Here is a 23131-nt window from a genome sequence, read left to right as displayed (position 1 = left end):
GAGTTTTTTCTCAGAGTCTCTGCGCGCTCTGTGGCTGAGTTTTTAGAACAATCCCACTACTTTACCGGTCTTCAAATCCAAATCCACATCGAAGAAGGCGGGACGGGTGGGCAAGCCCGGCATCGTGCGCATATCGCCGAGGATGGGATAGAGGAATCCCGCGCCCACGCTTGCGCGGATCTCGCGCACTGTGATGCGGAATCCCGTCGGCGCGCCTTTCTTGCTGGCGTCCGTTGTGAACGAGAGATGCGTCTTCGCCATGCAGATGGGAAGTTGATCGAACCCGAGGCGGGTGTAACGCGCGATCTGTTCTTCGGCTTCGGGGGTGTAGTCCACGCCATCGGCGCGGTAGAGCTTGACGGCGATATCTTCGATTTTGCTCTTGATGTTGTTCTCCAGCGGATACAGGAAATGGAACTTGCTCGGCATCTCCGCCGCTTTCACCACCGCTTCCGCCAATTTCTTCGCGCCCGCGCCGCCGTCTGCCCAGTGAGTCGAAACGACCGCGTCGCTGGCGCCCATCTTCAGCGCGGCATCGCGGATGAGTTCCACTTCGTTTTTGGTGTCGGTGGCGAACGAGTTGACCGCCACGACCACATTCACGCCGAACTTGCGCGCGTTCTCGATGTGACGTTCCAGGTTAGGCAAGCCCGCGCGAAGCAGTTCGAGATTCTCGTCGGTGTATTCCGTTGGGAGAGGTTTACCCGCCACCACTTTCGGTCCGCCACCGTGCATTTTCAACGCGCGGACGGTGGTAACCATCACCACCACATGCGGGATCAAACCGGAGTAACGGCATTTGATGTTGAAGAATTTTTCCATGCCGATATCCGCGCCGAAGCCGGCTTCGGTGCAGACAAAACCGTCCTTGCCGACGAGTTTGAGCGCGATCTTATCGGCGAGGATGGAACTGTTGCCATGGGCGATGTTGGCAAACGGTCCGGCGTGAACCGTGGCGGGGTTGCCTTCGAGAGTCTGCATCAGGTTCGGCTTGATCGCGTCCTTCATCAACACGGTGACCGCGCCCGCCACGCCGAGGTCTTCCACCGTCACGGCTTCGCCGTTCTTGTTCGTGGCGACAACCATCTTGCCGAAGCGTTCGCGCATATCTTTGACGCTCGTCGTCAGCGCGAGGATCGCCATGATCTCTGAAGCAACCGTAATGTCGTAGCCGGAGCGGTGTTCGTATCCCGCTTCGTCTTTGCCAAGTCCCACTTGAATTTCGCGCAGGAAGCGGTCGTTGGTATCCAGCACGCGCCGCCAGGTGATGGTGGCTTCGTCGATGTCGAGCCGCGCGAAGCGACTCCGTTCTTCGGGCGTGAGGTCATTGGGATTGGTTTTGTTGATGCCGAGTTTTTTCACGCGGCGCAACATGGTGGGCGAGAATTTGCGGTTGCCTTTTTTGTCCATCGGGCAGAGCGCGTTGAACATCTTTTCGCCGTCTTGTTGTTTTTCGTGCATCACGCGCACATCCAGCGCGGCGGCGACCAGGTTGTGCGCGGCGGTGATGGCGTGGTTGTCGCCGGTGAGATGCAGGTTGAAATCTTCCATCGGGATAACCTGCGAATATCCGCCGCCAGCCGCGCCGCCTTTGATCCCGAAGATCGGTCCCTGTGAGGGCTGGCGGATGGCGGCAACCGATTTTCTGCCGAGGTGCGCGCCCAGCGCTTGCGACAAGCCTACGGTGGTGGTGCTTTTGCCTTCGCCAAGCGGGGTCGGCGTGATGGCGGTCACGACCACATATTTGCCGTTGGGTTTGTCCTTGAGGCGCTCGAGAATTTCGAGTTTGATCTTGGCTTTGTAGGGACCGTATAACTCCAGTTCGTTCTCGCGGATTCCCAACTCTTTCGCTATTTGTAGAATCGGCTTGACCGTTGCCGCCTGCGCGATCTCGATATTGGAAGGGACCGGTCGTAGCAATTTCAATTTGGTTGGCTTGAATGCTGGCGCTTTCTTCGCCGCTTTGACCTTCCGAACGAGTTTCTTCACAGATTTCTTCCCCTTGCTGGTTTTTGTTGCCATGGTGTCTCCTCTGAATTATTTGTAGTGGCGACTTGAGTCGCCTGACTTTGCGCTAAAAACGACTTTGCAGGACTTACAAGTGGCGGCAGTTGCTGCCACCGCCCTGCAACTGCGCACCTGCGTAAGTCCTTTTGGATATCAGATTAACCCCCCCGCTTTCCCCACCTGGCCGGTTTTTTATGGTTTTATTCGGCGCTCAATACAAGTTCTCGTCTGAGGTGTACGTAACGACTAAAGTCGTTACTACTTTCTACTTTCTACGAACTGATCACCGTCCCCAACGTTTCGCCTCCCAACACGCGGACAAGATTCCCCGGCTCATCGCTGGAGAAAATTTGTACGGTGAGGTTTTCATGCTTTTTGACCAACGCAAGCATCTGCTTCACTTTCGACTCCATGCCACCGGTCACATCTGCCGCCGCAGACTTGCCGACGCCCGATTGAATCTCGTTGAACGAAGCGGGTGTGATCTTTCCCACCTTCTTCGTGCGCGCGGGGAAGTCTTCCCAGACGGCGGCTTCCAACCCCGCGAGCAAGATTCGGTCGGGGTGAAGCGCGTTGGCGAGGTACATAAATAAATCCTCGGTAGAAAGGATCGTCCCGCCGCGCACTTCATCGAAGATGGTGTCGCCGAACACCACCGGCACGATATCCGCTGCGAGAGCCATGCGGATCGGCGTCGTATCCCAGACCGACACTTGCCCGTTACTTGAGATCACGCTGGACGAGGGCGGCAGAGAAATCGCGCGCACATCCGCTTTGTGGAATGCCTCCATCACGAATCGATTCAACGTGGACGCCTGATACCAGACCTCGGCAAAACCCTTCCAGTAACTGTCTTGCGTGTCGTCGCGCTGGCGATAGACCAACGGCGTGGCGCGCGGCGGGAGTCCATCGCGCGTTTTATATTCGCTCGCGGGCACGTGGCCAAAAGAGCCGGCGCCGTGTCCAACGAGCACGCGCAGGTCGGGGTGGGTTTGAAGCGCGGTTTTAATCTGCAAGGCGAGATCGTCCATCACATCCAGCAGGGGAGTGTAAGGCTTGGTTTTATCGGTGATCAGCGAGCCGCCCAGTTTGAGGAAAACGAGTTCTTTCATATATCCATTGTAAATGAGGTGATGGGCGCTCCGCAAGTGACTGCCACACGCCGCAACAAGGCATTATAATCTTCGCCTTATGAGTGCGGGCATTCTCGTCATCGGTCTCGTTGTGTTCTTTGCGATCGCGGCATTGCTCGCGGCGCGCGTGGGCATTCGTTCGATTCAAGCGGCTCGCGCCATGGTGTTCTATCGCAAGCGACAATCGTACATGCGCTTTGGTCGTCAATGGCTCATGGTCGCATTCTTCGCGTTGGTTGCCAGCGGCGCCTCCGCCTTGTTTGGCAGACCCCTTGCAAATCAAATCTTTCCCCCGTCTCCCACGCCCTCGGCAACAAACACGGCAACCGCGATACCGACGACCACCTCGCCCCCAACCCAGACCGCGACGGAGCGCCCAACCGCCACCGTGACCGCGACGCCGTCGCCGAGTCACACGCCCAGTGTAACTGCCTCAGCCACCGGAACGTTTACCCCATCCCCAACCTTCTCACCCGTAGCGACTGAAACCGCCGCGCCTTCATCCACCTCCACGCCTACAACCACGCGCACAGCGCGTCCCACATTGACACCCACGTTCACGCGCACGCCGCGTCCAACCATTGCGCCGACTCAAACGCGCACGCCTCGACCCACAGCCACATTCACCTCCACCTCCACGATCACCAACACGCCGATCCCATCGGCGACCTTCACTGCCTCACGCACGCCGATCCCCACCTCAACGGTCAAGCCGAGTTTGACGCCGCGCCCTACAGACACACGCCAGCCCACGAAAACTATCACATTCACGCCGACCATCACCTCCACGCCCACCTCGACCTTTACACCGACGCAGACCTTTACCGCAACAGCCACTCATACTTCAACATTAACGTTCACACCGAGCGTCACACCCTCACTCACCTCGACGCGCACGCCGCGCCCAACGCTAACCTCCACATTCACCCGCACCCCGCGACCGACTTCCACATACACAATGACTGCGACCGTCACGCCGAGCCAAACCGCGAGTTCAACGCCGACACAAACCTTCACGCCAAGCCTCACGCCAACATTGACTTCGACGCGCACGCCGCGCCCAACGCTAACCTCCACATTCACCCGCACGCGTACCCCAACACGCACCCCAACACGCACCCCAACACCGCCCTAACGTTCATGAGCAAACAAGCAAACAGGCAAACAAGCAAACAGGCAAACAAGCAAACAGGCAAACAGGCAAACAAGCAAACAGGCAAACAGGCAAACAAGCAAACAGGCAAACAAGCAAACAGGCAAACAGGCAAACAAGCAAACAGGCAAACAAGCAAAAAAGTAAACAAGTAAACAAGTAAACAAGTAATAAGTACGCGCGCTAGCGTTTTCATGACCACCCAACTACCCAACTACCCAACTACCCAACTACCCAACTACCCAATTCGATCTTCATCCTTTTCCATCCCCCCTGCTATAATCTTTTCCATGGATATCCGCGCGGGAATCATTGCCGCCGTTTTCTTCCTCTTCATCGGCGCGTTCGTTGTGATGCGTTCAGGCCTGCGCGCATTTATCTCCGCGCGAAAACTTTCGTTCTACCGCATCAAGATCAAACGACAACGCGGCGGATTAGTCACATTCGTTCTCGGCGTGTTGACGCTCGCGTTTGCCATTTGGCTATCCATTTTTGGCGAACCTGTGGCGTATCGGTATTTTCCTCCCTCGCCGACCATCACCCTGTCACCGACCATCACGCTTTCGCCCACCATCACGCTTTCACCCACCATCACGTTATCGCCGACGATCACCAACACCCCATCCGTCACCGACACGCCCACCATCACGCCAACCCCGTTCATTCCGCTTGCCATCGAAGCGTTATTCGAAAGCGTGGTCACGCCAAACCCGAACGCGGTCTTTAGCCCATTGCAGTTCACTGAAAATTGCTCCAACTTTGTCGAGTTCGAAGCGGCGGCTGTCTTTCAAACCCCGGTTCATTACATGTGCGCTGTATTCACCTATGCCGAAATGGTCCCCGGCTCCCAATGGACCGCGCTTTGGTTGCGCGACGGACAACTCGCACATTACGAAACCATCCCCTGGGACGGCGAGACCGGCGGGTACGGGTTCACCGAATGGGAGGCGCCGGCCGATCAGTTTCTACCCGGCGCGTACGAAGTGCAAATCTTTGTTGGACTCGACTACAAGGTGGTGGGGCAATTCGTCATACAAGGCGACGCGCCCAATGCGATTCCCACCCCGAGTGCAACTGTCTCGCCCTCCCCGGCGGAAACCTCATCCCCGGCCTCGCTCCCTGTGAGTACGGCGGTGACCGGAACTCCATGACAAAAAGGAAAACCAATGACCCAAAAAGCCTTCCAAGAGTATTACCCCGAATCCTACGCCCACTGCTATGGGTGCGGCACCCTCAACGAACACGGGCATCACATCCAAAGTTATTGGGACGGCGATGAGTCTGTTTGTCGTTTCATGCCCAAGCCGTACCACATCGCCATCCCCGGCTACGTCTACGGCGGACTGCTCGCCTCCCTCATTGACTGTCACGGCACCGGGACAGCCGCCGGAGTCGCCTATCGCGCCGCGAAAGAAACGGACCCCAATTCGGATCCCAACACGCGCTTTCTCACCGCGTCTCTGCATGTGGATTACCTCAAACCAACTCCGCTCGGCATCGAACTCGAAGTGCGCGGCAAAGTGAAAGAACACAAAGGGCGTAAAGTCGTCATCGAAGAATGGATCGTTGCCAATGGTGTTGTCACTGTGAAAGGAGAGGTAGTCGCCGTGCAGGTTCCCGCGGCGCTGGTGGATGAATTGTTGAAGGGAAAATCATCGTAACAAACAGGGTGGTCGAGTAATCAGTCCCGCGCGCAGTTCCGGATATACCGCCCACCAGCTACACCTCCCCCCCCCTTTTTTTTTTTTGAATCCCCCATCCACGCCAACCACTGGTTTAACGGAGCGAGTTCATTGGCTGAACTTTTCGAGTTCATTGCATCTTTACTCATTAGCCTAGGGCACGTAGGGCAATACCGCGACGATCTACGCGGCGCCACCCCGCAACGACTTGCAGTCATTGCCCTGCTCTTGCTCCTAACCATCTGCGCGGGGATCGCTTGCCTGATGCTTTATTTTGTTTAAAAAGAGACTGTCACCTGCAAGGTGACAGTCTCTTCGTTTTTCTCAACGCAGACCTCCGAGATTTTTAAAATCTCGGAGGTCTCTGTTTCGTCACTTCTTCATCGGCTTCGCCATCTCATCCTTCACCGCATGATACAAATTCTCCGCTTTTAACTCGCTGAGCGCGTAACACGGCGCTTTGAGGTGATTCGCCAATTGTTGCGCGAGTCCCTGATCGAAAGCGGCGTGTTCCATGTTGATGACCACACATTTGATCTTTTCGTTGGCGATGAGTTCGGCGAATTTGTACGATTCCTCTTGCGGGGGCATTGTGCCAATGGACACGTTCCCCGCGCCGTCGGTGAGAACGATCAACAATGGTTCCACATCGGGGTGATGGAGTTTCTCTTGCCGCAACACATCCGCCGCCATGAACAAGCCCGCCGAAAGCGGGGTCTTCCCGCCGACGGGGATGTCCATCAACGCGCGCTGGGCAAGTTGAACCGAATTTGTTGGGGGCAACACGAGCGTCGCCCGATCTTTTTGGAAGACGATCAGCCCAACTCGGTCGCGGCGTTGATACGCGTCCGTGAGCAATGACAAGATCGCGCCCTTCGTCGCGTTCATGCGCTCAGCGACCGCCATGGACCACGAAGCGTCCACCAAAAACAATACAAGATTTGCCACGCGCTTCACGCGGATCTTGCGTTGCAAGTCCGACGACTCGATGGCAAAAGCAAGCCGTTTTCTTTTTTCTGTCCGTTTTTTCTGGTGAGGCGCGGCGGCGCGAATGGTGGCATCGAAGGCGATATCGTCCTTCTTTTCACCGGCGGGACGCGCTTTGATATACCGTCCGTGTTTGCGCTCGGTTTTGGTAAGCGAACGCCGTCCCGCCTGTTTGCGGGTGAGTTTATCGAGAGGCGTGTTTAATTTGCGGGGTTGGAACTTCTCTCCCGCTTTTACTTTCTGTCCGCCTTCCCACCAATTCGCCGACGTGTTCGCAAACACATCCTGCGGCATTGGCTCAGGCTTGCCCTCCTGCGGACCTTCCTCGCGCTCATCTTCGAGCTTTAAGTTTTTTTTTCTTCGGTTTTATTCTGCTGAGACTCAGACTCGTCCGCTTCAGACTCATCCGGCATAGACTGCCCCGCCAATTGCTCGATGCGTTCCTGCAATTGCTCGGTCGTCATCTCGGCTTGCTGGAAAGGAGTCCGTTTGATGCGGTGGGGGAGCGCCAGTTCGGCGGCAAGCGCGATATCGTGGTCGTTGATCTTTGTGCGACCTTCAAATGCGGCTTGGGCGCGCGCGGCTTTCAAGATGACCAAGTCGGCGCGGTGACCGTCCACATTGAGAGATGCGGTCAACGCGGCGATGGACAGCAAATCGCGGCTGGTATGTTTAACTTCGCCGACGAGTTCGCGTCCTTTTTCGATTTGGCGCGATAGCTCATCCTCTTTCAGTTTCCACTGCTGACGGAACGACTCCGCGTCTTGTTCGAAACCCAGGTTGCGTTCCATGATCATCACGCGTTCGCGCGCGTCGCGGATGCCGACGATATCCACCGAGAGGGCGAAACGATCTAACAATTGCGGGCGAAGCTCGCCTTCCTCGGGATTCATCGTCCCCACGAGAATGAAGCGGGCGGGGTGTGAGAACGAAATCCCTTCGCGTTCGACCATGTTGGTTCCCATCGCGGCAGAGTCCAGGAGAACATCTACCACGTGATCGTCCAACAAATTGACTTCGTCAATGTAGAGCAAGCCGCGATTCGCGCCGGCGAGCACGCCCGGCTCAAAGTGTCGTTCGCCTTTTTGAATCGCCTGCTCGATATCAAGCGTGCCGACCACGCGGTCTTCGGTGGCGGAAACGGGCAGGTTTACGAACGAGGTTGTGCGCGTGTGCGATGGAATTTTTTTGTTGCCGGCGAACCGTTCCTTACATTCGGTGCACCAGGTGTTGGGCTTGTCGGGGTCGCACCCGAAGCGGCAATCGTCCACTACTTTAACGCTGGGAAGCAGCGCGGCAAGCGAGCGCGACGCGGTGGATTTGGCAGTGCCGCGTTCGCCGCGAATAAGCACGCCGCCGATACGCGTATCTACGGCGTTTAAGATCAGAGCGCGTTTCATGCGCTCCTGTCCTACAATAGCTGTGAAGGGAAAAATAGGTGGCATTAATGTGACTCCGAAGCGTGATTATAACGCGTGTTTGAAAAATTCCCAAACTAAAGCCGGTGAGGTGAATCCGGCGGGAGTTTCTCCGCCATCCCGAATATTTTTTTTCACATGGTTGTCTGGGCGGGTTGTCAACTTGTACATTCACCTGTATAATCCCGCTTACATTTTTATCAACCGGAGTATCAAGTGACAGACGAAAACCAAGCCCTGCCTACCCAAGGGAGCGATCGCAATCCGCAGGGAGAACAAAATCATGCGAACAATCAAACCATGGAATCACTGCTCAATGAGCAGGAATTAAACGTCGACCTGCCACAGGCTGGCGAGATTCGCAAAGGGACAATTGCCAGCATCAGCCCCAGCCAGATTCTCATCAGCATTGGCGCGAAATCTGAGGGTGTGGTCTCCGGTCGAGAATTGGATCAACTCACCCCGGCGGAGATCGAGGCGTTGTCGGTCGGGCAGGAAGTCCATGCGTTCGTGATCAATCCCGAAGACGCGAACGGGAACGTTGTCCTCTCCCTCAAACGCGCGCAGGAACAAATTTCATGGGACGACGTGGAAAAACTTATCACCGACGCGGTGGTGATCGAAACCAAGATCATCGGCTTCAATAAGGGCGGGCTGATCGCGGCTGTGGAAGGCTTGCGCGGATTTCTCCCATCGTCACAGATCGGGGCGTTGCGCCGAAGCCAGATCGCCGGCGAAACACCCGAGCAAAAATATCAGAAGATGGTAGGGCAACCCATCTCCATTCGTGTGATTGAAGTGGACCGAGAACGCCGCCGCCTGATCGTTTCGGAACGCGCGGCCAGCGCCGAATCGCGCCAGTCGTTGAAAGAGCGCGTCATCGACGAATTGCAGGAAGGCCAGGTCTATACCGGGCGCGTGACCAGCCTCGCCAGTTTCGGCGCCTTCATCAACGTCAACGGCGCGGACGGGTTGGTGCATCTTTCAGAACTTTCGTGGGATCATATCGATCACCCGCGCGAAGCGCTCGAAGTTGGGCAGGAAGTGAAAGTGAAGGTGATCAACATCGATCGTGAAAAGAAGCGCATCGGTTTGTCGGTGCGCGCTTTACAAGACGATCCGTGGCGCGCGCGCATCGAAAAGTACAGCGTCGGTCAACTTGTGGAAGGCAAGATCACGCGCCTGACGAAGTTTGGCGCGTTTGCCCGCCTCGACGAAGATGTGGAAGGTCTTATTCACATCTCCGAAATTTCAGAACAGCGCATCGAACACCCGAAGGAAGCGTTGCACGAGGGCGATGTGAAAACCCTGCGCGTCATCCGCATCGACGCCGACCAGCATCGCATTGGCTTGAGCCTTCGCAAAGTGGACTCGGCCGCCTTCGCCGACAAAGATTTCAAAATGCTCGCGGCGGAGTTCGACGCCGAAGATGATGATCCTGCGGGAGATTCACCGTTCGATCCGCCGACCGAATCGACCGAGGAAAAATAAAAGGCAAGCGTCCCGCCCTCGCGGGGCGCTTTTTTGAATGTATGACTCTCATCGTTGACTCTCACCAGGACCTTGCCTGGAACATGCTCACCTTCAAGCGCGATTACACGCGCCCGGTGGCTGAAACGCGCCGCCTCGAAGCGAGCACCCTCATCCCCGAACGCATGGGCGATTGCACGCTCGGATGGCGCGAATACCAACGCGGCAATGTGGCGGTCGTATTCTCGACATTGTTCGCCACCCCCGCGCGAAAAAAAGAAACGTGGGACAGCCTGTGGTATCCCGACTTCGACACCGCTCGCAAACTCTATCGCGACCAGGCGACTGCCTATCGCAAACTTGCGGATTCGCACCCGGACAAATTCCGCCTCATCGCCTCGACGGGCGAACTGGATTCCCATCTTCAACATTGGTCACAGCCCGCGCGTGAAGACGAAGGACCCCCGGTGGGATTGGTGATGCTCATGGAAGGCGCGGAGGGAATTCGCTCTATTAAGGAACTCTCCGAATGGTGGGAACTGGGCTTGCGCATGATCGGTCTTGCCTGGGTGGGAACGCGCTACTGCGGCGGCACCGGCGAACCCGGCGGGCTGACCGACGAAGGGCGCCAGTTGATTTCTGCCATGGCAGATTTTAATTTCATCCTCGACCTGAGTCACATGGACGAAGCCGCCGCGTTGGAGTCTCTCGATCGTTATGAAGGCGCGGTGATGGCAAGTCATTCGAATTGCGCCGCGCTGATGAAAGGGTCAGAGTCAAACCGCCATGTGTCTGATCGCGTCATTGCAGGGTTGATCGAACGCGGCGGCGTGCAGGGGCTCATCCCGTTCAACACCTTTCTCAAGGTAGGTTGGAACCGCAAAACTGCGAGCCGCGAGGAGGTACCGTTGGATGCGTACGTGGCTCACATCGACCATGTGTGCCAGATCGCGGGCAATTCCCTCCATGCGGCAATCGGCTCTGATTTCGACGGCGGCTTTGGCTTGCAGTCGATCCCTGCCGAGTTGGATACCATCGCCGACCTGCAGATGGTGCGCGGCAAGTTGCTTGAGCGCGGCTACACTGAAGCGGACGCGGAAAATATTTTGGGCGGCAATTGGCTGAGATTTTTACGAGAGCATTTGCCGAAATGAACGGCGAACCCGGTTTTCGAGTTTCGCGTTTGCGAATCCGACTCAGCCTAATTCTTATTGGGCTGGGCTTGTTTATTTTTACTGTGGGGGCAAAACCCGGCTGGTTTGGTTGGGATCGTAGTACGGTGGTTGGGTTTATTCAAATTTCCGTTTTTCTCATTGGGTTGGCGATGATCTGTGTGGGCGGGTCTATTGGGCTCATGGCGCTGTGGGGCAGGGAGCAACGGAGTATCGTTGCCGATTTTGGTTTGCGGTTGGTGAGCACGGGTTATGTGATCGCGGTGTTTACGGGCATGGCGGATATTTTCGGATTGGGCACTCAGCCGTTGCCGAACGTCCCGTATTTCGGTCCATGGCAATCGGCGGGAGTGCTCATTGGGCAGGTTATTATCGCGATCGGGTTTCTCATGACCATTCCATACAAGATACAGGATGAAAAAGGCTAGAACCTGCTCAAAAATACCATATACGCGGGGAAAAAAGCCGAGGCGCGGTTGTCAGGTTTCCCGTCGGAAATGAAGCGATTTGATTTTCATCCATTGGGCGCGGGGTATTCGCGTCCAGTGTTTGTCATCTCTGAAGCGTATTGAATCAAAAGAGTCCACCGGTTCAACGATGGACTCTTTTGATTTTATGGGTCTCCCGTCATTAACGGGGAAGAGCTTTTATTTACGGGCGTTATTTGTCTGCGATCACGCTGACCAGCACGGCGCGCGCCATGCGGCGGTAGAGGTAGTCGCCTGTCTTGGCGTTGAACCCTTCGCAGGTGATGAGGGTGAGCCAGGTTTTTTCCTCGTGCTTCATCATTGATGTTGTGTCGGTGGAGGAGATCAATGCCGATTCGCGGATCTCGTAAATGAATACTTGACCGAAGGCGTGGATCTTGACCTGGTCGCCATATTGCAGGTCTTTGAGTTTGTTGAAGGGGCCGGGTTTGTTGGTTTCTGTCCATACGTGACCGGTGAGGACTGAGTTGCCCTGCCAGGTGGGGAATGCCGAGCCGTTGAGCCAGCCGGCATCGCGCGCAAGCCAGGTCACATCCCAGCCGTCTTTTGTCTGTGGGATGCCGACAATGTTCATCTTTACGCCGAGGCGCGGAATTTCGATCCACAGGCTTGTGGCGGTGTAGGCTTTTTCCGCAGGTTGAAGCGGCAGGGTGGTGAGTATGCCTTGCGGGAAGCCCGTGGCTGGCACAGCGCTGCGTTGGTTTGCGGGCGCGCTTCCCCCGCCTCCGCCGCCTGCGCCTCCGCCGATCACTGTGAACCGGATGATCGTATCTACCAGCCCGTCGTTTAATTCAAGGTTGATCAGATTCTCGATGGATGTGGTTCCGCACACGTAGAGTTGATACGTTCCCACGGGAAGCGGGATGCCGCCGTTGATATCGAGCGTGGCAATAAATGGACCGCTTCCGCCGTTGTTTGTGTAGGCGGCGGTATTGATCGTTATGGCTGTATCGTCGGCAACCGCGCCGCCCAGGCATGAAAGCGTATCGAAGGCGGCGTTCACGCCGGCTTCGACCAGCAGGTAATTGACGATGTTGTTCGCCGCGCCTGCCGAGGCGTCATTTTTTACATCTTCGTTGTAGGTGACGGTTAACTGGGTTGGTCCGGTTACGGTGGCGGTGTTTGCCGGTACTGAGGCGGTGACGATGGGTCCCGAGTTGTCGACTGTGTAGGTTTCATCGGTGGCGGGTTCGCCGGCGGGGAGCGCGTTTCCAACAGAATCTGTGATGTTCTGAGCGCCGCTCAAATCGATGCCAACCACGCCGTTGAATCCTGCCAGGTCGCCGCCGGAGACGGTGATGTCATAGACGGAGCCGCTGATGGGTGTGACAAGTGTCACTGTTGCCGTGGTCGTTCCGTTGACCGTGAAATCTGCCGTATCGACATTGAGCATATCTTCGCTAAAGGTGGCCCGGAAGACCAGAACGTCTGCGTTGGTTGGGTTGGTCGCGGGTATTTGACGAGCGAATGAGATGAGCGATGTGCTGGTATTGTCGACTGTGTAGGTTTCATCGGTGGCGGGTTCCCCGGCGGGGAGCGCATTGCCAAGGGAATCGGTGATATCCTGCCCGCCAGCGAGATCAAGCCCGACAACTCCATTGAATCCCGCCAGGTCGCCGCCCGAGACGGTGATATCGTACACACTTCCGCTAATGGGTGTGACGAGCGTGACGGTTGCGGTGGTTGTCCCGTTCACGGCGAAATCGCCGACGCTCACGTTGACAACGGTTTCGTTGAAAGTGGCGCGGAACACGAGCGTATCGGCATTGGTCGGGCTGGTGGCAGGGGTTTGTCGTGTGAAAGATGTGATTGATGGAGCCCCATTGTCAAGCGTATAGGTTTCATCGGTGGCAGGTTCCCCGGCGGGGAGCGCATTGCCAAGGGAATCGGTGATGTTCTGTGCGCCGCTCAAATCGATGCCAACCACGCCGTTGAATCCTGCCAGGTCGCCGCCGGAGACGGTGATATCGTACACACTTCCGCTAATGGGTGTGACGAGCGTGACGGTCGCGGTGGTTGTCCCGTTCACGGCGAAATCGCCGATGCTCACGTTGACAACGGTTTCGCTGAAAGTCGCGCGGAACACGAGCGTATCGGCATTGGTCGGCGTGGTGGCAGGGGTTTGTCGTGTGAAAGATGTGATTGATGGAGCCCCATTGTCAAGCGTATAGGTTTCATCGGTGGCGGGTTCCCCGGCGGGGAGCGCATTGCCAAGGGAATCGGTGATGTTCTGTGCGCCGCTCAAATCGATGCCAACCACGCCGTTGAATCCTGCCAGGTCGCCGCCGGAGACGGTGATATCGTACACACTTCCACTAATGGGTGTGACGAGCGTGACGGTCGCGGTGGTTGTCCCGTTCACGGCGAAATCACCGACGCTCACGTTGATAACGGTTTCGCTGAAAGTCGCCCGGAACACGAGCGTATCGGCATTGGTCGGTGAGGTGGGAGGAGTTTGACGAGCAAAGGATGTCAGCGCAGGCGCAGAATTATCCAGTGTGTAGGTCTCATCGGTGGCGGGTTCCCCGGCGGGGAGCGCATTGCCAACAGAATCGGTAATGTCTTGCCCGCCAGCGAGATCAAGCCCGACAACTCCATTGAATCCCGCCAGGTCGCCGCCCGAGACGGTGATATCGTACACACTTCCGCTAATGGGTGTGACGAGCGTCACTGTTGCTGTGGTGGCGCCGTTCACGGCGAAATCGCCGACGCTCACATTGACAACGGTTTCGTTGAAAGTGGCGCGGAACACGAGCGTATCGGCATTGGTTGGGCTGGTGGCGGGTGTTTGACGGGTAAACGAGGTCAATGCCGGCGCAGAATTATCCAGTGTGTAGGTTTCATCGGTGGCAGGTTCGCCGGCCGGCAATGTGTTGCCGACACTATCTGCGATATCTTGCCCGCCAGCGAGATCAAGCCCGACAACTCCATTGAATCCTGCCAGGTCGCCGCCGAGACGGTGACATCGTACACACTTCCGCTAATGGGTGTGACGAGAGTGACGGTTGCGGTGGTTGTCCCGTTCACGGCGAAATCGCCGATGCTCACATTGACAACGGTTTCGTTGAAAGTAGCGCGGAACACGAGCGTATCGGCATTGGTTGGGCTGGTGGCGGGTGTTTGACGGGTAAACGAGGTCAATGCCGGTGCAGAATTATCCAGTGTGTAGGTCTCATCGGTGGCAGGTTCGCCGGCCGGCAATGTGTTGCCGACACTATCTGCGATATCCTGCCCGCCAGCGAGATCAAGCCCGACAACTCCATTGAATCCTGCCAGGTCGCCGCCGGAGACGGTGACATCGTACACACTTCCGCTAATGGGTGTGACGAGAGTGACGGTTGCGGTGGTTGTCCCGTTCACGGCGAAATCGCCGACGCTCACATTGACAACGGTTTCGTTGAAAGTAGCGCGGAACACGAGCGTATTGGCATTGGTTGGGCTGGTGGCGGGTGTTTGACGGGTAAACGCGGTCAATGCCGGCGCAGAATTATCCAGTGTGTAGGTTTCATCGGTGGCAGGTTCGCCGGCGGGGAGTGCATTGCCAACAGAATCGGTAATGTCTTGCCCGCCAGCAAGATCAAGCCCGACAACTCCATTGAATCCCGCCAGGTCGCCGCCCGAGACGGTGATTTCAAACACGGTTCCGCTAATGGGTGTGACGAGAGTGACGGTCGCGGTGGTTGTCCCGTTCACGGCGAAATCGCCGACGCTCACATTGATCACGGTCTCGCTAAAGGTTGCACTGAAAACCAAAGTATCCGCATTTGTGGGCGATGTCGCTGGATTAAATCGAGTGAAAGAGATCAACGTGGGCGTCCCAGTATCATCGATCTCATAGGCTCCGATATCGCATGCCACGCCTTGCGGACGCGCCGTCCCGCGTTGATCGGTAGCGGCGCAGTCTGCTGTAGTTGTATCTGCCGCATCGTCCGCGGCGCCGGTGACGCTGATCGCCATGGTCTGCGTATACCCGCCGTTGTTTGCCAACGCGCTCAACACCGGGTCTGAATTAATGACATTCGCGCATGTTGCCAATGCCGGGCAACCGCCTTGCACGATGCTGTCTTCGATCGTGGCGGAACTTGTGCCTTCACTGCGCACTTCATCGTTGATCCCGCCGTCACCCCATAAAATACTATTTTCAATCACCGGCGTGCTGGCATTACCGGTCAAGGTTACGTTTTTGATGGCATCGCCACCCGCCGTACCGGAGCCGTTGACGCTGTTATTCCCATTGAAAGTAACGTTGTTCAATACCGGGTCTGCGCCAATGTTCATCATGCCGCCTCCGCCCCAAGGGGTGGCGCCGGATGCTTCAGTCGATGTGTTCCCGCTGAAAGTCACGTTGGTTAACGTAGGGCTGGAAAACTCATTCAACATGCCACCGCCACGCCGTGTGGCGGTATTTCCGCTGAAGGTCACGCGGTTTAATGTGGACTGGCTGTTATTGTTGAACATGCCTCCGCCCCCGACCGAGGTGTTGTTCGCGAAGACCACATCCAACAATGTCGGGAGGTTTGGCTCGTCCACGCCGGGACCGCCCAGGGTCTGAACATTCAAACCGCCGCCCGCGCCGCCCGTCGAAGAATTCCCCGTAAAGGTCACTCGTGTGAAGGCAGGGCTTCCATTTTGCACATACATGCCGCCGCCAATACCGGCTGTGTTGTTGCTGACGGTCACATCTGTGAACGATGCATTGCTGTAATTGGCTTCCACGGCTGAAACAGAAATAAGAAATACGCCGCCGCCGCGTCCGTTCGCATTGTTGGCTGTGATGATCAGATTCGCAAGCGTGGGACTGGTATTTTGGATATACATGCCGCCGCCGACCCCGCTCCCTGAATTTTGGTTACCGCCGGTGATGGTGAACCCATCCAATACGTAGGTATCGGTGAGAAAACCATTGGTAGTGACCACCGTGTACGCATTGTTTGCATTACCAGCAACCTGATCGATATCGCCGCTGAGCACGGTGCCATTTGTTGCCGGATTCGAATCTCGATCAGCCAACAAGGTATCGCCAACAGTGAAACCGCCGTAAACCGAAACGCCGTCTTTCAGGGTAAATGTGCTGTTGCGATCATTATTGATCTGCCCCACTCCTTCATCCGGGTAGTACGTTCCGCTTGCCACCCAGATCTGGTCGCCGCTGGTTGCCAGCGTGATCGCATCTTGTAAGAATGGAAAGGCAGTCGCCCAGGTACATCCCCCCGCGCCTGAACCGCTGGAAGCCACATAGATAATATGGTTTGGGGCGCAAGACGCTCCCGCAGATTTTGGAGTTGAAAACAAGGACAAAAGCAAAATCGCTAGTGTTGTAAAAAATCCCGCTAATTTATTTGGTCGCTTCATTGAATTGATTCCTTGTATGGGATAAACAATTGAGATTGGAAAATTAACCCTATTATAATGGGCAAGGTTTCGCGAAAAGCACAAATATAAGACGCGAACATTGCGTATATGTAACAATTTTAACCAACCCTTTGAGGCGCACGTGACAGCATTCTGGTACGCGATTCGAAGCAAACCCAACAAAGAAGATTTCCTTGCCCGACAGTTCGAAGCGGCTGATGTGCCGGTCTTTTACCCGCGCCTGCGCGTTTCGCCTGTCAACCCGCGTTCGAGGAAATTCAAGCCGTATTTTCCCGGATACTTATTCATTCAGGTCGATTTGGACATTGTCAACGCTTCGACTCTTCAGTGGATGCCTGGCGCCGCCAACCTCGTCAGTTTCGGCGGGGAGCCTTCTCCCGTCCCCGAACCGTTGATTTCCACCCTGCAAAAGCGAGTAGCAGAGATTAACTCATCCAGTAACACGCGGCTAAGCGATCTAAAACCCGGCGACGCGATCCTTATCAAAGAAGGTTTGTTCGCGGGATACGAAGCCATTTTCGACGGAACAGTCTCCGGTCAGGAACGCGTTCGAGTGCTTTTGAATTTTTTGCAGAAGAGGCAAGTCTCTGTAGAGTTGGGGAGCAGTCAAATCAGTCGCGTGAAGCGGAGCTAGGCAGAATCCAACCATCACCGCTTTGGGGGAGTAGGACGAGTAAATCCAAAGTAACTTTTTGGAAAACGTATCGTCATGCAACAGCGAAACCACCAAACCTAAACATGGAAATAGCCCGAGCGGTATGGCTCATTTTGCAACAGTTCATCTGGCTAATGAATTCGAGGAGCAGACAGAATGGTAACCGCAGGACCGAATATGGAGAAAATGCACATCATGTCGCTGGGGAAGAAAATCGGGAAAGCAAACTCGGTCATACCCAGGCATACCCAGTGGGCGCTCTTTCGCGCCGCTCTGGTTCTGCTGGATTTGGCGATGATCCTGCTTGCCTTCCGGTTTTCGTATGTTCTCCGCTTTAACGTCCCCTTTGGAATTTTTGATGAAACCGCGTTCGTGTCATTGCCGCATTACAACCAATTAAGCATTCGCGCCGCCATATTATGGCTTGTGATTTTTGCGGCACACGGTCTATATGCCCGCGAGAACCTTCTCGGGGGCACGCGCGAATATTCAAAGGTGTTCCGCGCTTCATCGGAAGGGGTTTTATTTATTATCATTGCCGGCTTCACATTTTCCTGGGTGATCGTTTCACGCGGGTGGCTGGCGATGGCGTGGGTCCTTACGGTTATTTTTGTCATCATTGGGCGATTTACCCTGCGACGGGTGGTCTACTTCCTGCGCCGACACGGTTTCTTCCTGACACCCGCCGTGATCGTCGGCGCCAACCAGGAAGGGAGATGGCTCGCCGAGCAATTGCAAAAGTGGGAAACTTCCGGCTTGCATGTGGTCGGTTTTGTGGACAAAAAGTTTGCCGCCACTACGCCGCTCTTCAATAATCTTGTAAACCTCGGTTCTGTGGATCAGTTGGGTGAGATCATTGAACAATTTCAGATCGGCGAAGTGATTCTGGCATCCAGCGCGTTCTCTACGCGAGATTACCTGATGGAAATTTTCAAAAAGTATGGGATTTCCGATACGGTAAATCTTCGCATGTCGTCCGGGCTATATGAAGTCATTACGACCGGCATGACGGTCAACGAGTTTGCTTATGTTCCGCTTGTCAACGTGCATAAAGTGCGGTTGACCGGAACAGACATCATGCTAAAAACGATCCTCGACTATGTGCTGGCGATCATCAGCGTGATTCTCTTGACCCCTGTCTTTTTGTTGATTGCGCTCCTGGTAAAGATTACCTCGCCGAGAGGACCCGTCATTCACAAACGCCGGGTCATGGGGTTAAATGGTCGCAAATTCTACGCTTTGAAATTCCGCACCATGCATGTGAACGGCGATGAAATTCTGGATCGTCACCCGGAACTAAAAGAAGAACTGGCGCGCAATCATAAATTGAAGAATGACCCGCGCGTGACCTGGATCGGCGCTTACCTCCGCAAGATCAGTTTCGACGAATTGCCCCAGTTGTTCAATGTGTTGATGGGGAGCATGTCGCTGGTGGGACCGCGCATGATCTCGCCGGAAGAAGTGGCGATGTATAAGCAGTTCGATATGAACTTGTTGACGGTGAAGCCCGGCATCACCGGCTTATGGCAGGTGAGCGGGCGCTCAGATATTTCCTACGATGAGCGCGTTCGCTTGGATATGTATTACATCCGCAATTGGAGCATCTGGCTCGATCTGCAGTTGCTCTTCCAAACCATCCCCGCGGTTTTGAGAAGTCGCGGCGCATACTAAAACCACCAAAGGATTGATTGCATGGCAAAAATACTTGTTACGGGAGGGGCTGGCTTCATTGGGTCTCACGTCGTTGACGTGTTCCTTGAAAATGGATTCGAGGTTGTTATTCTTGACGATCTCTCCACGGGGCGTGAATCAAATTTGAACCCAGCCGCGAAATTCTACAAAATGGATATCCGCGACCCGAAGGTGCGCGACCTGTTCGCGGCGGAACGCCCCGATTTCATCAGCCATCATGCGGCGCAAATGGATGTGCGCCGTTCGGTGGCGCAACCGCTGTTCGATGCCGACGTCAACATCCTCGGCTCGATCAACCTGATTGAATGCGCGAAGGAATTTGGCGTCAAACGTTTCGTCTATATTTCCACGGGCGGCGCGGTCTACGGCGAGCCAGAGCGCGTTCCCTGTGAAGAGACCGACGCGATCAACCCGATTTGCCAGTATGGCGCCAGCAAACACACCGTGGAGCATTACCTCTTTATGTATCACGTTAACTACGGTTTGAACTATACGGTATTGCGCTACCCGAATGTGTTCGGTCCGCGGCAAGACCCGCATGGCGAAGCCGGGGTGGTTGCCATCTTCACCGGCAAGATGCTCGCCGGGGAACCGGTGACGATCAATGGCGATGGGGAACAGAGCCGCGATTTCGTCTACGTGACAGACTGCGCCCGCGCGAATCTCCTCGCCGTTACGGTTGATCACCAACCCGGCATCTATAACATCGGGTGGGGGATCCCCACCTCCGTCAACCAAATTTACGCGGCGGTGAAAGAAGCGACCGATTACACATTACCGGTGAAACACGGACCTGCCAAGCTGGGCGAGACGCGGCACATTTACCTGAACGCCTCAAAAGCCGGGCGCGATCTTGGCTGGAGCGCGACCATAGGACTCGACGAAGGCATGCGCAAAACGGTCGAATACTTTAAAGTTGCGGAGCAACCGGTTTGATCATTGTCCAAACGCCATTACGAATCAGTTTTTTCGGCGGAGGCACCGACTTCCCGTCTTTCTTCATGGAGGAGGGCGGGTGTGTTTTAAGTTCCGCGATCGATAAATATATTTTTGTCACGGTCAAAAAACGCTTCGACCGCAAACTTCGCATTGGTTATACCCAAACTGAAATGGTGGACGATGTCAGCCAGATCCATCACGAGATGATCCGCGAGGCGTTGCTCCTGACCGGCGTCTCGCAGGGCATCGAAGTGACCACCATGGGCGATATCCCTTCCGAGGGTTCCGGGCTTGGCTCCTCGAGCACGGTTACGGTTGGCGCCGTGCATGCGCTGCATACCTATTTAGGCAATATTGTCACCATGGAGCAACTGGCGCGCGAAGCCTGTGATATCGAGATTGGCAGGCTCGGCAAACCGATCGGAATCCAGGACCAATATATCGCGGCGTATGGCAACCTCCGTTTTTTTGAGTTTTGCCCGGATGGGCAGGTGAAGGTGCAGAAAGTCATCCTCGACGCAGACTTGCGGCGCGAACTGAACGACCGCTTTCTGCTTTTTTTCACGGGGATCAGCCGCAAAGCGGATTCGGTGCTCACCGAACAGAAGAGCAACATCAAAGACCGCATGAACGTTCTGCGAGAAATCAGGGATATGGCGTATCAGGCGAAATCCGATTTGCAGGCGGGGCAATTCGACGCGTTCGGTTCGCTGTTGCATCAGTCGTGGGAGTTGAAAAAGCGCATGGCGGGGCAGATCAGCAACGGCGCGATCGACGAAATGTACGACGCGGCGCGCCGGGCTGGGGCGATCGGAGGCAAAATCACTGGGGCGGGAGGCGGGGGGTTCATCCTGCTGTGCGCGCCGCATGAAAAACATCAAGCCATTCGCCAGGCATTGAACGGTTTGCAGGAACTTCCGTTTCAACTCGAACCAGACGGCACAAAGGTCATCTTTAATTATCGAAGATGAGGAAGGTATTTTCCATGGAACAGATCACTTCATATATTTCTGTGTTGCAAGACACGGTGGGGAAACTACCGGTAGAGTCGATCACTCGCGTGGTGGCGACGTTGCAAAACGCGCGGTTGGAGGGGAGAAAGGTCTTCATCATGGGTAATGGAGGCTCCGCCTCGACCGCCACTCATTTTGTCTGCGACCTGGCAAAGAATACGCGGCACGACAGCCTGCCGCACTTCCGCGTGATCGGCTTGACGGATAACATGGCAATTTTTTCCGCGTATGCCAACGATGAGGGCTACGATAATGTGTTCGCCGCCCAGCTTGCCAACCTGGTGGAAGCCGAAGATGTGGTGATCGCGATCTCTGCCAGCGGTAATTCTGCCAATGTGGTGAAGGCAATGGAAGCGGCAAAAGTATACAACGCTGTTACGGTCGGCTTTACGGGTTTTACCGGCGGAAAACTTGCCTCGCTTGTGGATATTCAAGTCCATGTGGATAGTTATGTGATCGAGCACGTTGAGGATATCCACCTGATGCTCGAGCATATGATCGTCAAGGCGATCAAAGATATCGCGGTCGCTGAATCGCTGGCGAAGGTCTAGTCGTTGCGACCTTGATCGATGAGTAGAGTATCTACCGCTTTTTCAAGATCATCGACGAGTGAATAACCTTGCAGGCTTTCAGGTTTCGAGGTGCGAGACTGATCGAAGCCGCGCCCGGTTTTTACCATGATCAAGCCTCGCGCGCCCGCCGATTGACCGGCGAGCAAGTCGCTCCAGGCGTCGCCGATCATCCACGAGCGACTCAAGTCCAGGTCCAGTTCGCGAACCGCGCGCAGAATCATCCCCGGTTTTGGCTTACGACAGTCGCATCCTTCGTCCGGTTGATGCGGACACATGTAGACACGGTCGACATGTGAGCCGTTCTCCCGGATGGTTTCGATGAGTTTGTCGTTAATGGCTTCCGCGGTTTGAATGGAGAGTAGACCCCGCCCGACTGCAGATTGGTTGGTCACGACCACGATTTTGTAACCGGCAGTCTGTATTCTTAACAGGGATAAATACGTCTTGGGGTAGACGAAAACCTGGGACCATTCGCGAACATAATCCTCGCGGTTTTCGATGAGCACGCCATCACGATCCAGAAACACTGCCGGGTACATGTATTTATTATATACTACCTGTGAGTCTGGAATCGGACATAGTCCCATGATGAACTCGATCCATGTCGAGATGGCGGAGCGCGCCAAGCGCCAACCCTTATGATAGCCAATATTCGTTTATATCTCAGCCGGCAGGCATCGTCGATCGTTCGTTATTTCTACGAGCAGTTCTTTATTGTTTTGCTCGGTTGGATTCCGACCATTGTTGGGATCGCCATACGAAGCGTTTTGTACAAGCTGATCGTGCGGATGGACGGTTTTGCCGCCATTGAGAACAATGTCCGTCTTCGGTTTGCGGATCATATCAAACTTGGGAATGGTTCCTACCTCGATCATGGCGTCTACCTCCATGCCTGCCCGAACGGGATCGAGATCGGCGAACGGAGCATTGTGATGCACGGCGCGATCCTACACGTCTATAACTTTCGCGGGATGCCGAATTCCGGGATCAGGATCGGGCGCGATAGTCTCGTGGGCGAATATTCCATCATTCGAGGGCAGGGCGGCGTGACGATCGGCGACCGGGTGTACACTTCACCGTTCACCCAGATCATCTCGGTCAACCACATCTTCGACGATCCGAACCGTCCATTTGTGGAGCAGGGCATCACGGCGGAGGGAATCGTGATCGAAGACGACGTTTGGCTGGGCGCTGGCTCCATCATCACGGATGGGGTGCGCGTGGGCAAGGGGGCGGTGGTCGCCGCCGGGGCGGTGGTCACGCAGGATGTTCCCCCGCACACAGTGGTTGGGGGCGTGCCGGCAAAAACACTGCGCGAGATCGACGGTAAAACGATCAAAGCAGATCGAACGATCTATCATTTATGAGTGAGAGGAA

General features: G+C 55.5%; 22 protein-coding genes. 14 read left to right on the top strand and 8 right to left on the bottom strand.

Features of this window, described 5'->3' with window-relative positions:
* Positions 1-42 precede the first annotated feature (42 nt).
* Positions 43-2022, bottom strand: coding sequence for a formate--tetrahydrofolate ligase (locus IPM31_01725; protein MBK9005689.1), 1980 nt, complete (start codon positions 2020-2022; stop codon positions 43-45).
* A 257-nt stretch (positions 2023-2279) separates the two neighbouring features.
* Positions 2280-3119 (bottom strand): isopentenyl phosphate kinase family protein, encoded by an 840-nt coding sequence (locus tag IPM31_01720; GenBank protein MBK9005688.1) that lies wholly within the window; start codon positions 3117-3119, stop codon positions 2280-2282.
* A 79-nt stretch (positions 3120-3198) separates the two neighbouring features.
* Here IPM31_01720 and IPM31_01715 point away from each other — a divergent pair, with 79 nt between their 5' ends.
* Positions 3199-4275, top strand: a complete 1077-nt coding sequence (locus IPM31_01715; protein MBK9005687.1) for a hypothetical protein — start codon at positions 3199-3201, stop codon at positions 4273-4275.
* 5 nt (positions 4276-4280) lie between these two features.
* Positions 4281-4448 carry a hypothetical protein gene (locus IPM31_01710; protein ID MBK9005686.1) on the top strand — a complete coding sequence of 56 codons (168 nt, stop codon included), beginning with the start codon at positions 4281-4283 and terminating at the stop codon, positions 4446-4448.
* 245 nt (positions 4449-4693) lie between these two features.
* Here the strand turns inward: IPM31_01710 and IPM31_01705 are convergent, their stop codons facing one another.
* Positions 4694-4996: a hypothetical protein gene (locus tag IPM31_01705; GenBank protein ID MBK9005685.1), complete on the bottom strand. Its 303-nt coding sequence runs from the start codon at positions 4994-4996 to the stop codon at positions 4694-4696.
* Here IPM31_01705 and IPM31_01700 point away from each other — a divergent pair.
* The 3 genes from IPM31_01700 (at position 4989) to IPM31_01690 (ending at position 6257) form a co-directional block, all read left to right on the top strand.
* Positions 4989-5444: a hypothetical protein gene (locus IPM31_01700; protein MBK9005684.1), complete on the top strand. Its 456-nt coding sequence runs from the start codon at positions 4989-4991 to the stop codon at positions 5442-5444. The two genes, IPM31_01705 and IPM31_01700, sit on opposite strands and share 8 nt — an antisense overlap.
* Before the next feature lie 15 nt (positions 5445-5459).
* The gene (locus IPM31_01695; GenBank protein ID MBK9005683.1) at positions 5460-5954 is read left to right on the top strand and encodes a PaaI family thioesterase; all 495 of its coding nucleotides are present in this window, start codon (positions 5460-5462) and stop codon (positions 5952-5954) included.
* A 132-nt stretch (positions 5955-6086) separates the two neighbouring features.
* Positions 6087-6257: a hypothetical protein gene (locus IPM31_01690; GenBank protein ID MBK9005682.1), complete on the top strand. Its 171-nt coding sequence runs from the start codon at positions 6087-6089 to the stop codon at positions 6255-6257.
* Between the two features lie 90 nt (positions 6258-6347).
* Here IPM31_01690 and IPM31_01685 read toward each other — a convergent pair whose 3' ends face one another.
* Both IPM31_01685 and IPM31_01680 read right to left on the bottom strand, forming a co-directional pair.
* Positions 6348-7256 carry a VWA domain-containing protein gene (locus IPM31_01685; protein ID MBK9005681.1) on the bottom strand — a complete coding sequence of 303 codons (909 nt, stop codon included), beginning with the start codon at positions 7254-7256 and terminating at the stop codon, positions 6348-6350.
* 50 nt (positions 7257-7306) lie between these two features.
* Entirely contained in the window at positions 7307-8407 is a 1101-nt protein-coding gene (locus IPM31_01680) for an ATP-binding protein (GenBank protein MBK9005680.1), read from the bottom strand.
* 273 nt (positions 8408-8680) lie between these two features.
* Here IPM31_01680 and IPM31_01675 point away from each other — a divergent pair, with 273 nt between their 5' ends.
* Genes IPM31_01675 through IPM31_01665 form a run of 3 tightly spaced genes read left to right on the top strand, consistent with a single transcriptional unit; the run spans position 8681 to position 11450 of the window.
* On the top strand, positions 8681-9871 hold the full coding sequence (locus tag IPM31_01675; protein MBK9005679.1) for a S1 RNA-binding domain-containing protein: 1191 nt from the start codon (positions 8681-8683) through the stop codon (positions 9869-9871).
* 41 nt (positions 9872-9912) lie between these two features.
* Positions 9913-11004 carry a membrane dipeptidase gene (locus tag IPM31_01670; GenBank protein MBK9005678.1) on the top strand — a complete coding sequence of 364 codons (1092 nt, stop codon included), beginning with the start codon at positions 9913-9915 and terminating at the stop codon, positions 11002-11004.
* Positions 11001-11450 (top strand): hypothetical protein, encoded by a 450-nt coding sequence (locus tag IPM31_01665; GenBank protein ID MBK9005677.1) that lies wholly within the window; start codon positions 11001-11003, stop codon positions 11448-11450. Before IPM31_01670 ends, IPM31_01665 begins: the two co-directional genes overlap by 4 nt.
* A gap of 232 nt (positions 11451-11682) precedes the next feature.
* Here the strand turns inward: IPM31_01665 and IPM31_01660 are convergent, their stop codons facing one another.
* Together IPM31_01660 and IPM31_01655 are read right to left on the bottom strand one after the other, a co-directional pair.
* Positions 11683-14379, bottom strand: coding sequence for a class F sortase (locus IPM31_01660; protein ID MBK9005676.1), 2697 nt, complete (start codon positions 14377-14379; stop codon positions 11683-11685).
* Complete coding sequence (locus IPM31_01655; GenBank protein ID MBK9005675.1) at positions 14316-16862, bottom strand: hypothetical protein; 2547 nt, start codon at positions 16860-16862, stop codon at positions 14316-14318. The genes IPM31_01660 and IPM31_01655 overlap by 64 nt, the downstream gene beginning before the upstream one ends.
* Before the next feature lie 142 nt (positions 16863-17004).
* Here IPM31_01655 and IPM31_01650 point away from each other — a divergent pair, with 142 nt between their 5' ends.
* The 5 genes from IPM31_01650 to IPM31_01630 all read left to right on the top strand — a co-directional run bounded on the left by IPM31_01650 (position 17005) and on the right by IPM31_01630 (position 21733).
* Positions 17005-17517: a hypothetical protein gene (locus tag IPM31_01650; GenBank protein MBK9005674.1), complete on the top strand. Its 513-nt coding sequence runs from the start codon at positions 17005-17007 to the stop codon at positions 17515-17517.
* Between the two features lie 177 nt (positions 17518-17694).
* On the top strand, positions 17695-19209 hold the full coding sequence (locus tag IPM31_01645) for a sugar transferase (GenBank protein MBK9005673.1): 1515 nt from the start codon (positions 17695-17697) through the stop codon (positions 19207-19209).
* A gap of 21 nt (positions 19210-19230) precedes the next feature.
* Entirely contained in the window at positions 19231-20166 is a 936-nt protein-coding gene (locus tag IPM31_01640; protein ID MBK9005672.1) for an NAD-dependent epimerase/dehydratase family protein, read from the top strand.
* Positions 20163-21140 (top strand): GHMP kinase, encoded by a 978-nt coding sequence (locus tag IPM31_01635; protein MBK9005671.1) that lies wholly within the window; start codon positions 20163-20165, stop codon positions 21138-21140. The genes IPM31_01640 and IPM31_01635 overlap by 4 nt, the downstream gene beginning before the upstream one ends.
* 14 nt (positions 21141-21154) lie before the next feature.
* Positions 21155-21733 (top strand): SIS domain-containing protein, encoded by a 579-nt coding sequence (locus IPM31_01630; GenBank protein ID MBK9005670.1) that lies wholly within the window; start codon positions 21155-21157, stop codon positions 21731-21733.
* Here IPM31_01630 and IPM31_01625 read toward each other — a convergent pair.
* Positions 21730-22293, bottom strand: a complete 564-nt coding sequence (locus IPM31_01625) for an HAD family hydrolase (protein ID MBK9005669.1) — start codon at positions 22291-22293, stop codon at positions 21730-21732. The two genes, IPM31_01630 and IPM31_01625, sit on opposite strands and share 4 nt — an antisense overlap.
* 99 nt (positions 22294-22392) lie before the next feature.
* Between IPM31_01625 and IPM31_01620 the strand changes: the two genes are divergently transcribed.
* Complete coding sequence (locus IPM31_01620) at positions 22393-23121, top strand: acyltransferase (protein MBK9005668.1); 729 nt, start codon at positions 22393-22395, stop codon at positions 23119-23121.
* The last annotated feature ends 10 nt before the right edge of the window (positions 23122-23131 follow it).

This window comes from Candidatus Defluviilinea gracilis, assembly GCA_016716235.1.
Classification (GTDB): domain Bacteria; phylum Chloroflexota; class Anaerolineae; order Anaerolineales; family Villigracilaceae; genus Defluviilinea; species Defluviilinea gracilis.
This window is presented reverse-complemented; position numbering and strand designations above follow the sequence as displayed.

Bases quoted from the DNA above. Each gene is read 5' to 3' on its own strand.
- IPM31_01645 (MBK9005673.1), top strand. From the start codon at position 17,695: ATGGTAACCGCAGGACCGAATATGGAGAAAATGCACATCATGTCGCTG.
- IPM31_01630 (MBK9005670.1), top strand. From the start codon at position 21,155: ATGGAACAGATCACTTCATATATTTCTGTGTTGCAAGACACGGTGGGG.
- IPM31_01725 (MBK9005689.1), bottom strand. From the start codon at position 2,022: ATGGCAACAAAAACCAGCAAGGGGAAGAAATCTGTGAAGAAACTCGTT.
- IPM31_01675 (MBK9005679.1), top strand. From the start codon at position 8,681: ATGGAATCACTGCTCAATGAGCAGGAATTAAACGTCGACCTGCCACAG.
- IPM31_01710 (MBK9005686.1), top strand. From the start codon at position 4,281: ATGAGCAAACAAGCAAACAGGCAAACAAGCAAACAGGCAAACAAGCAA.
- IPM31_01620 (MBK9005668.1), top strand. From the start codon at position 22,393: ATGATAGCCAATATTCGTTTATATCTCAGCCGGCAGGCATCGTCGATC.
- IPM31_01625 (MBK9005669.1), bottom strand. From the start codon at position 22,293: ATGTACCCGGCAGTGTTTCTGGATCGTGATGGCGTGCTCATCGAAAAC.
- IPM31_01715 (MBK9005687.1), top strand. From the start codon at position 3,199: ATGAGTGCGGGCATTCTCGTCATCGGTCTCGTTGTGTTCTTTGCGATC.
- IPM31_01685 (MBK9005681.1), bottom strand. From the start codon at position 7,256: ATGCCGCAGGATGTGTTTGCGAACACGTCGGCGAATTGGTGGGAAGGC.
- IPM31_01670 (MBK9005678.1), top strand. From the start codon at position 9,913: ATGACTCTCATCGTTGACTCTCACCAGGACCTTGCCTGGAACATGCTC.
- IPM31_01720 (MBK9005688.1), bottom strand. From the start codon at position 3,119: ATGAAAGAACTCGTTTTCCTCAAACTGGGCGGCTCGCTGATCACCGAT.
- IPM31_01695 (MBK9005683.1), top strand. From the start codon at position 5,460: ATGACCCAAAAAGCCTTCCAAGAGTATTACCCCGAATCCTACGCCCAC.
- IPM31_01640 (MBK9005672.1), top strand. From the start codon at position 19,231: ATGGCAAAAATACTTGTTACGGGAGGGGCTGGCTTCATTGGGTCTCAC.
- IPM31_01680 (MBK9005680.1), bottom strand. From the start codon at position 8,407: ATGCCACCTATTTTTCCCTTCACAGCTATTGTAGGACAGGAGCGCATG.
- IPM31_01665 (MBK9005677.1), top strand. From the start codon at position 11,001: ATGAACGGCGAACCCGGTTTTCGAGTTTCGCGTTTGCGAATCCGACTC.
- IPM31_01655 (MBK9005675.1), bottom strand. From the start codon at position 16,862: ATGAAGCGACCAAATAAATTAGCGGGATTTTTTACAACACTAGCGATT.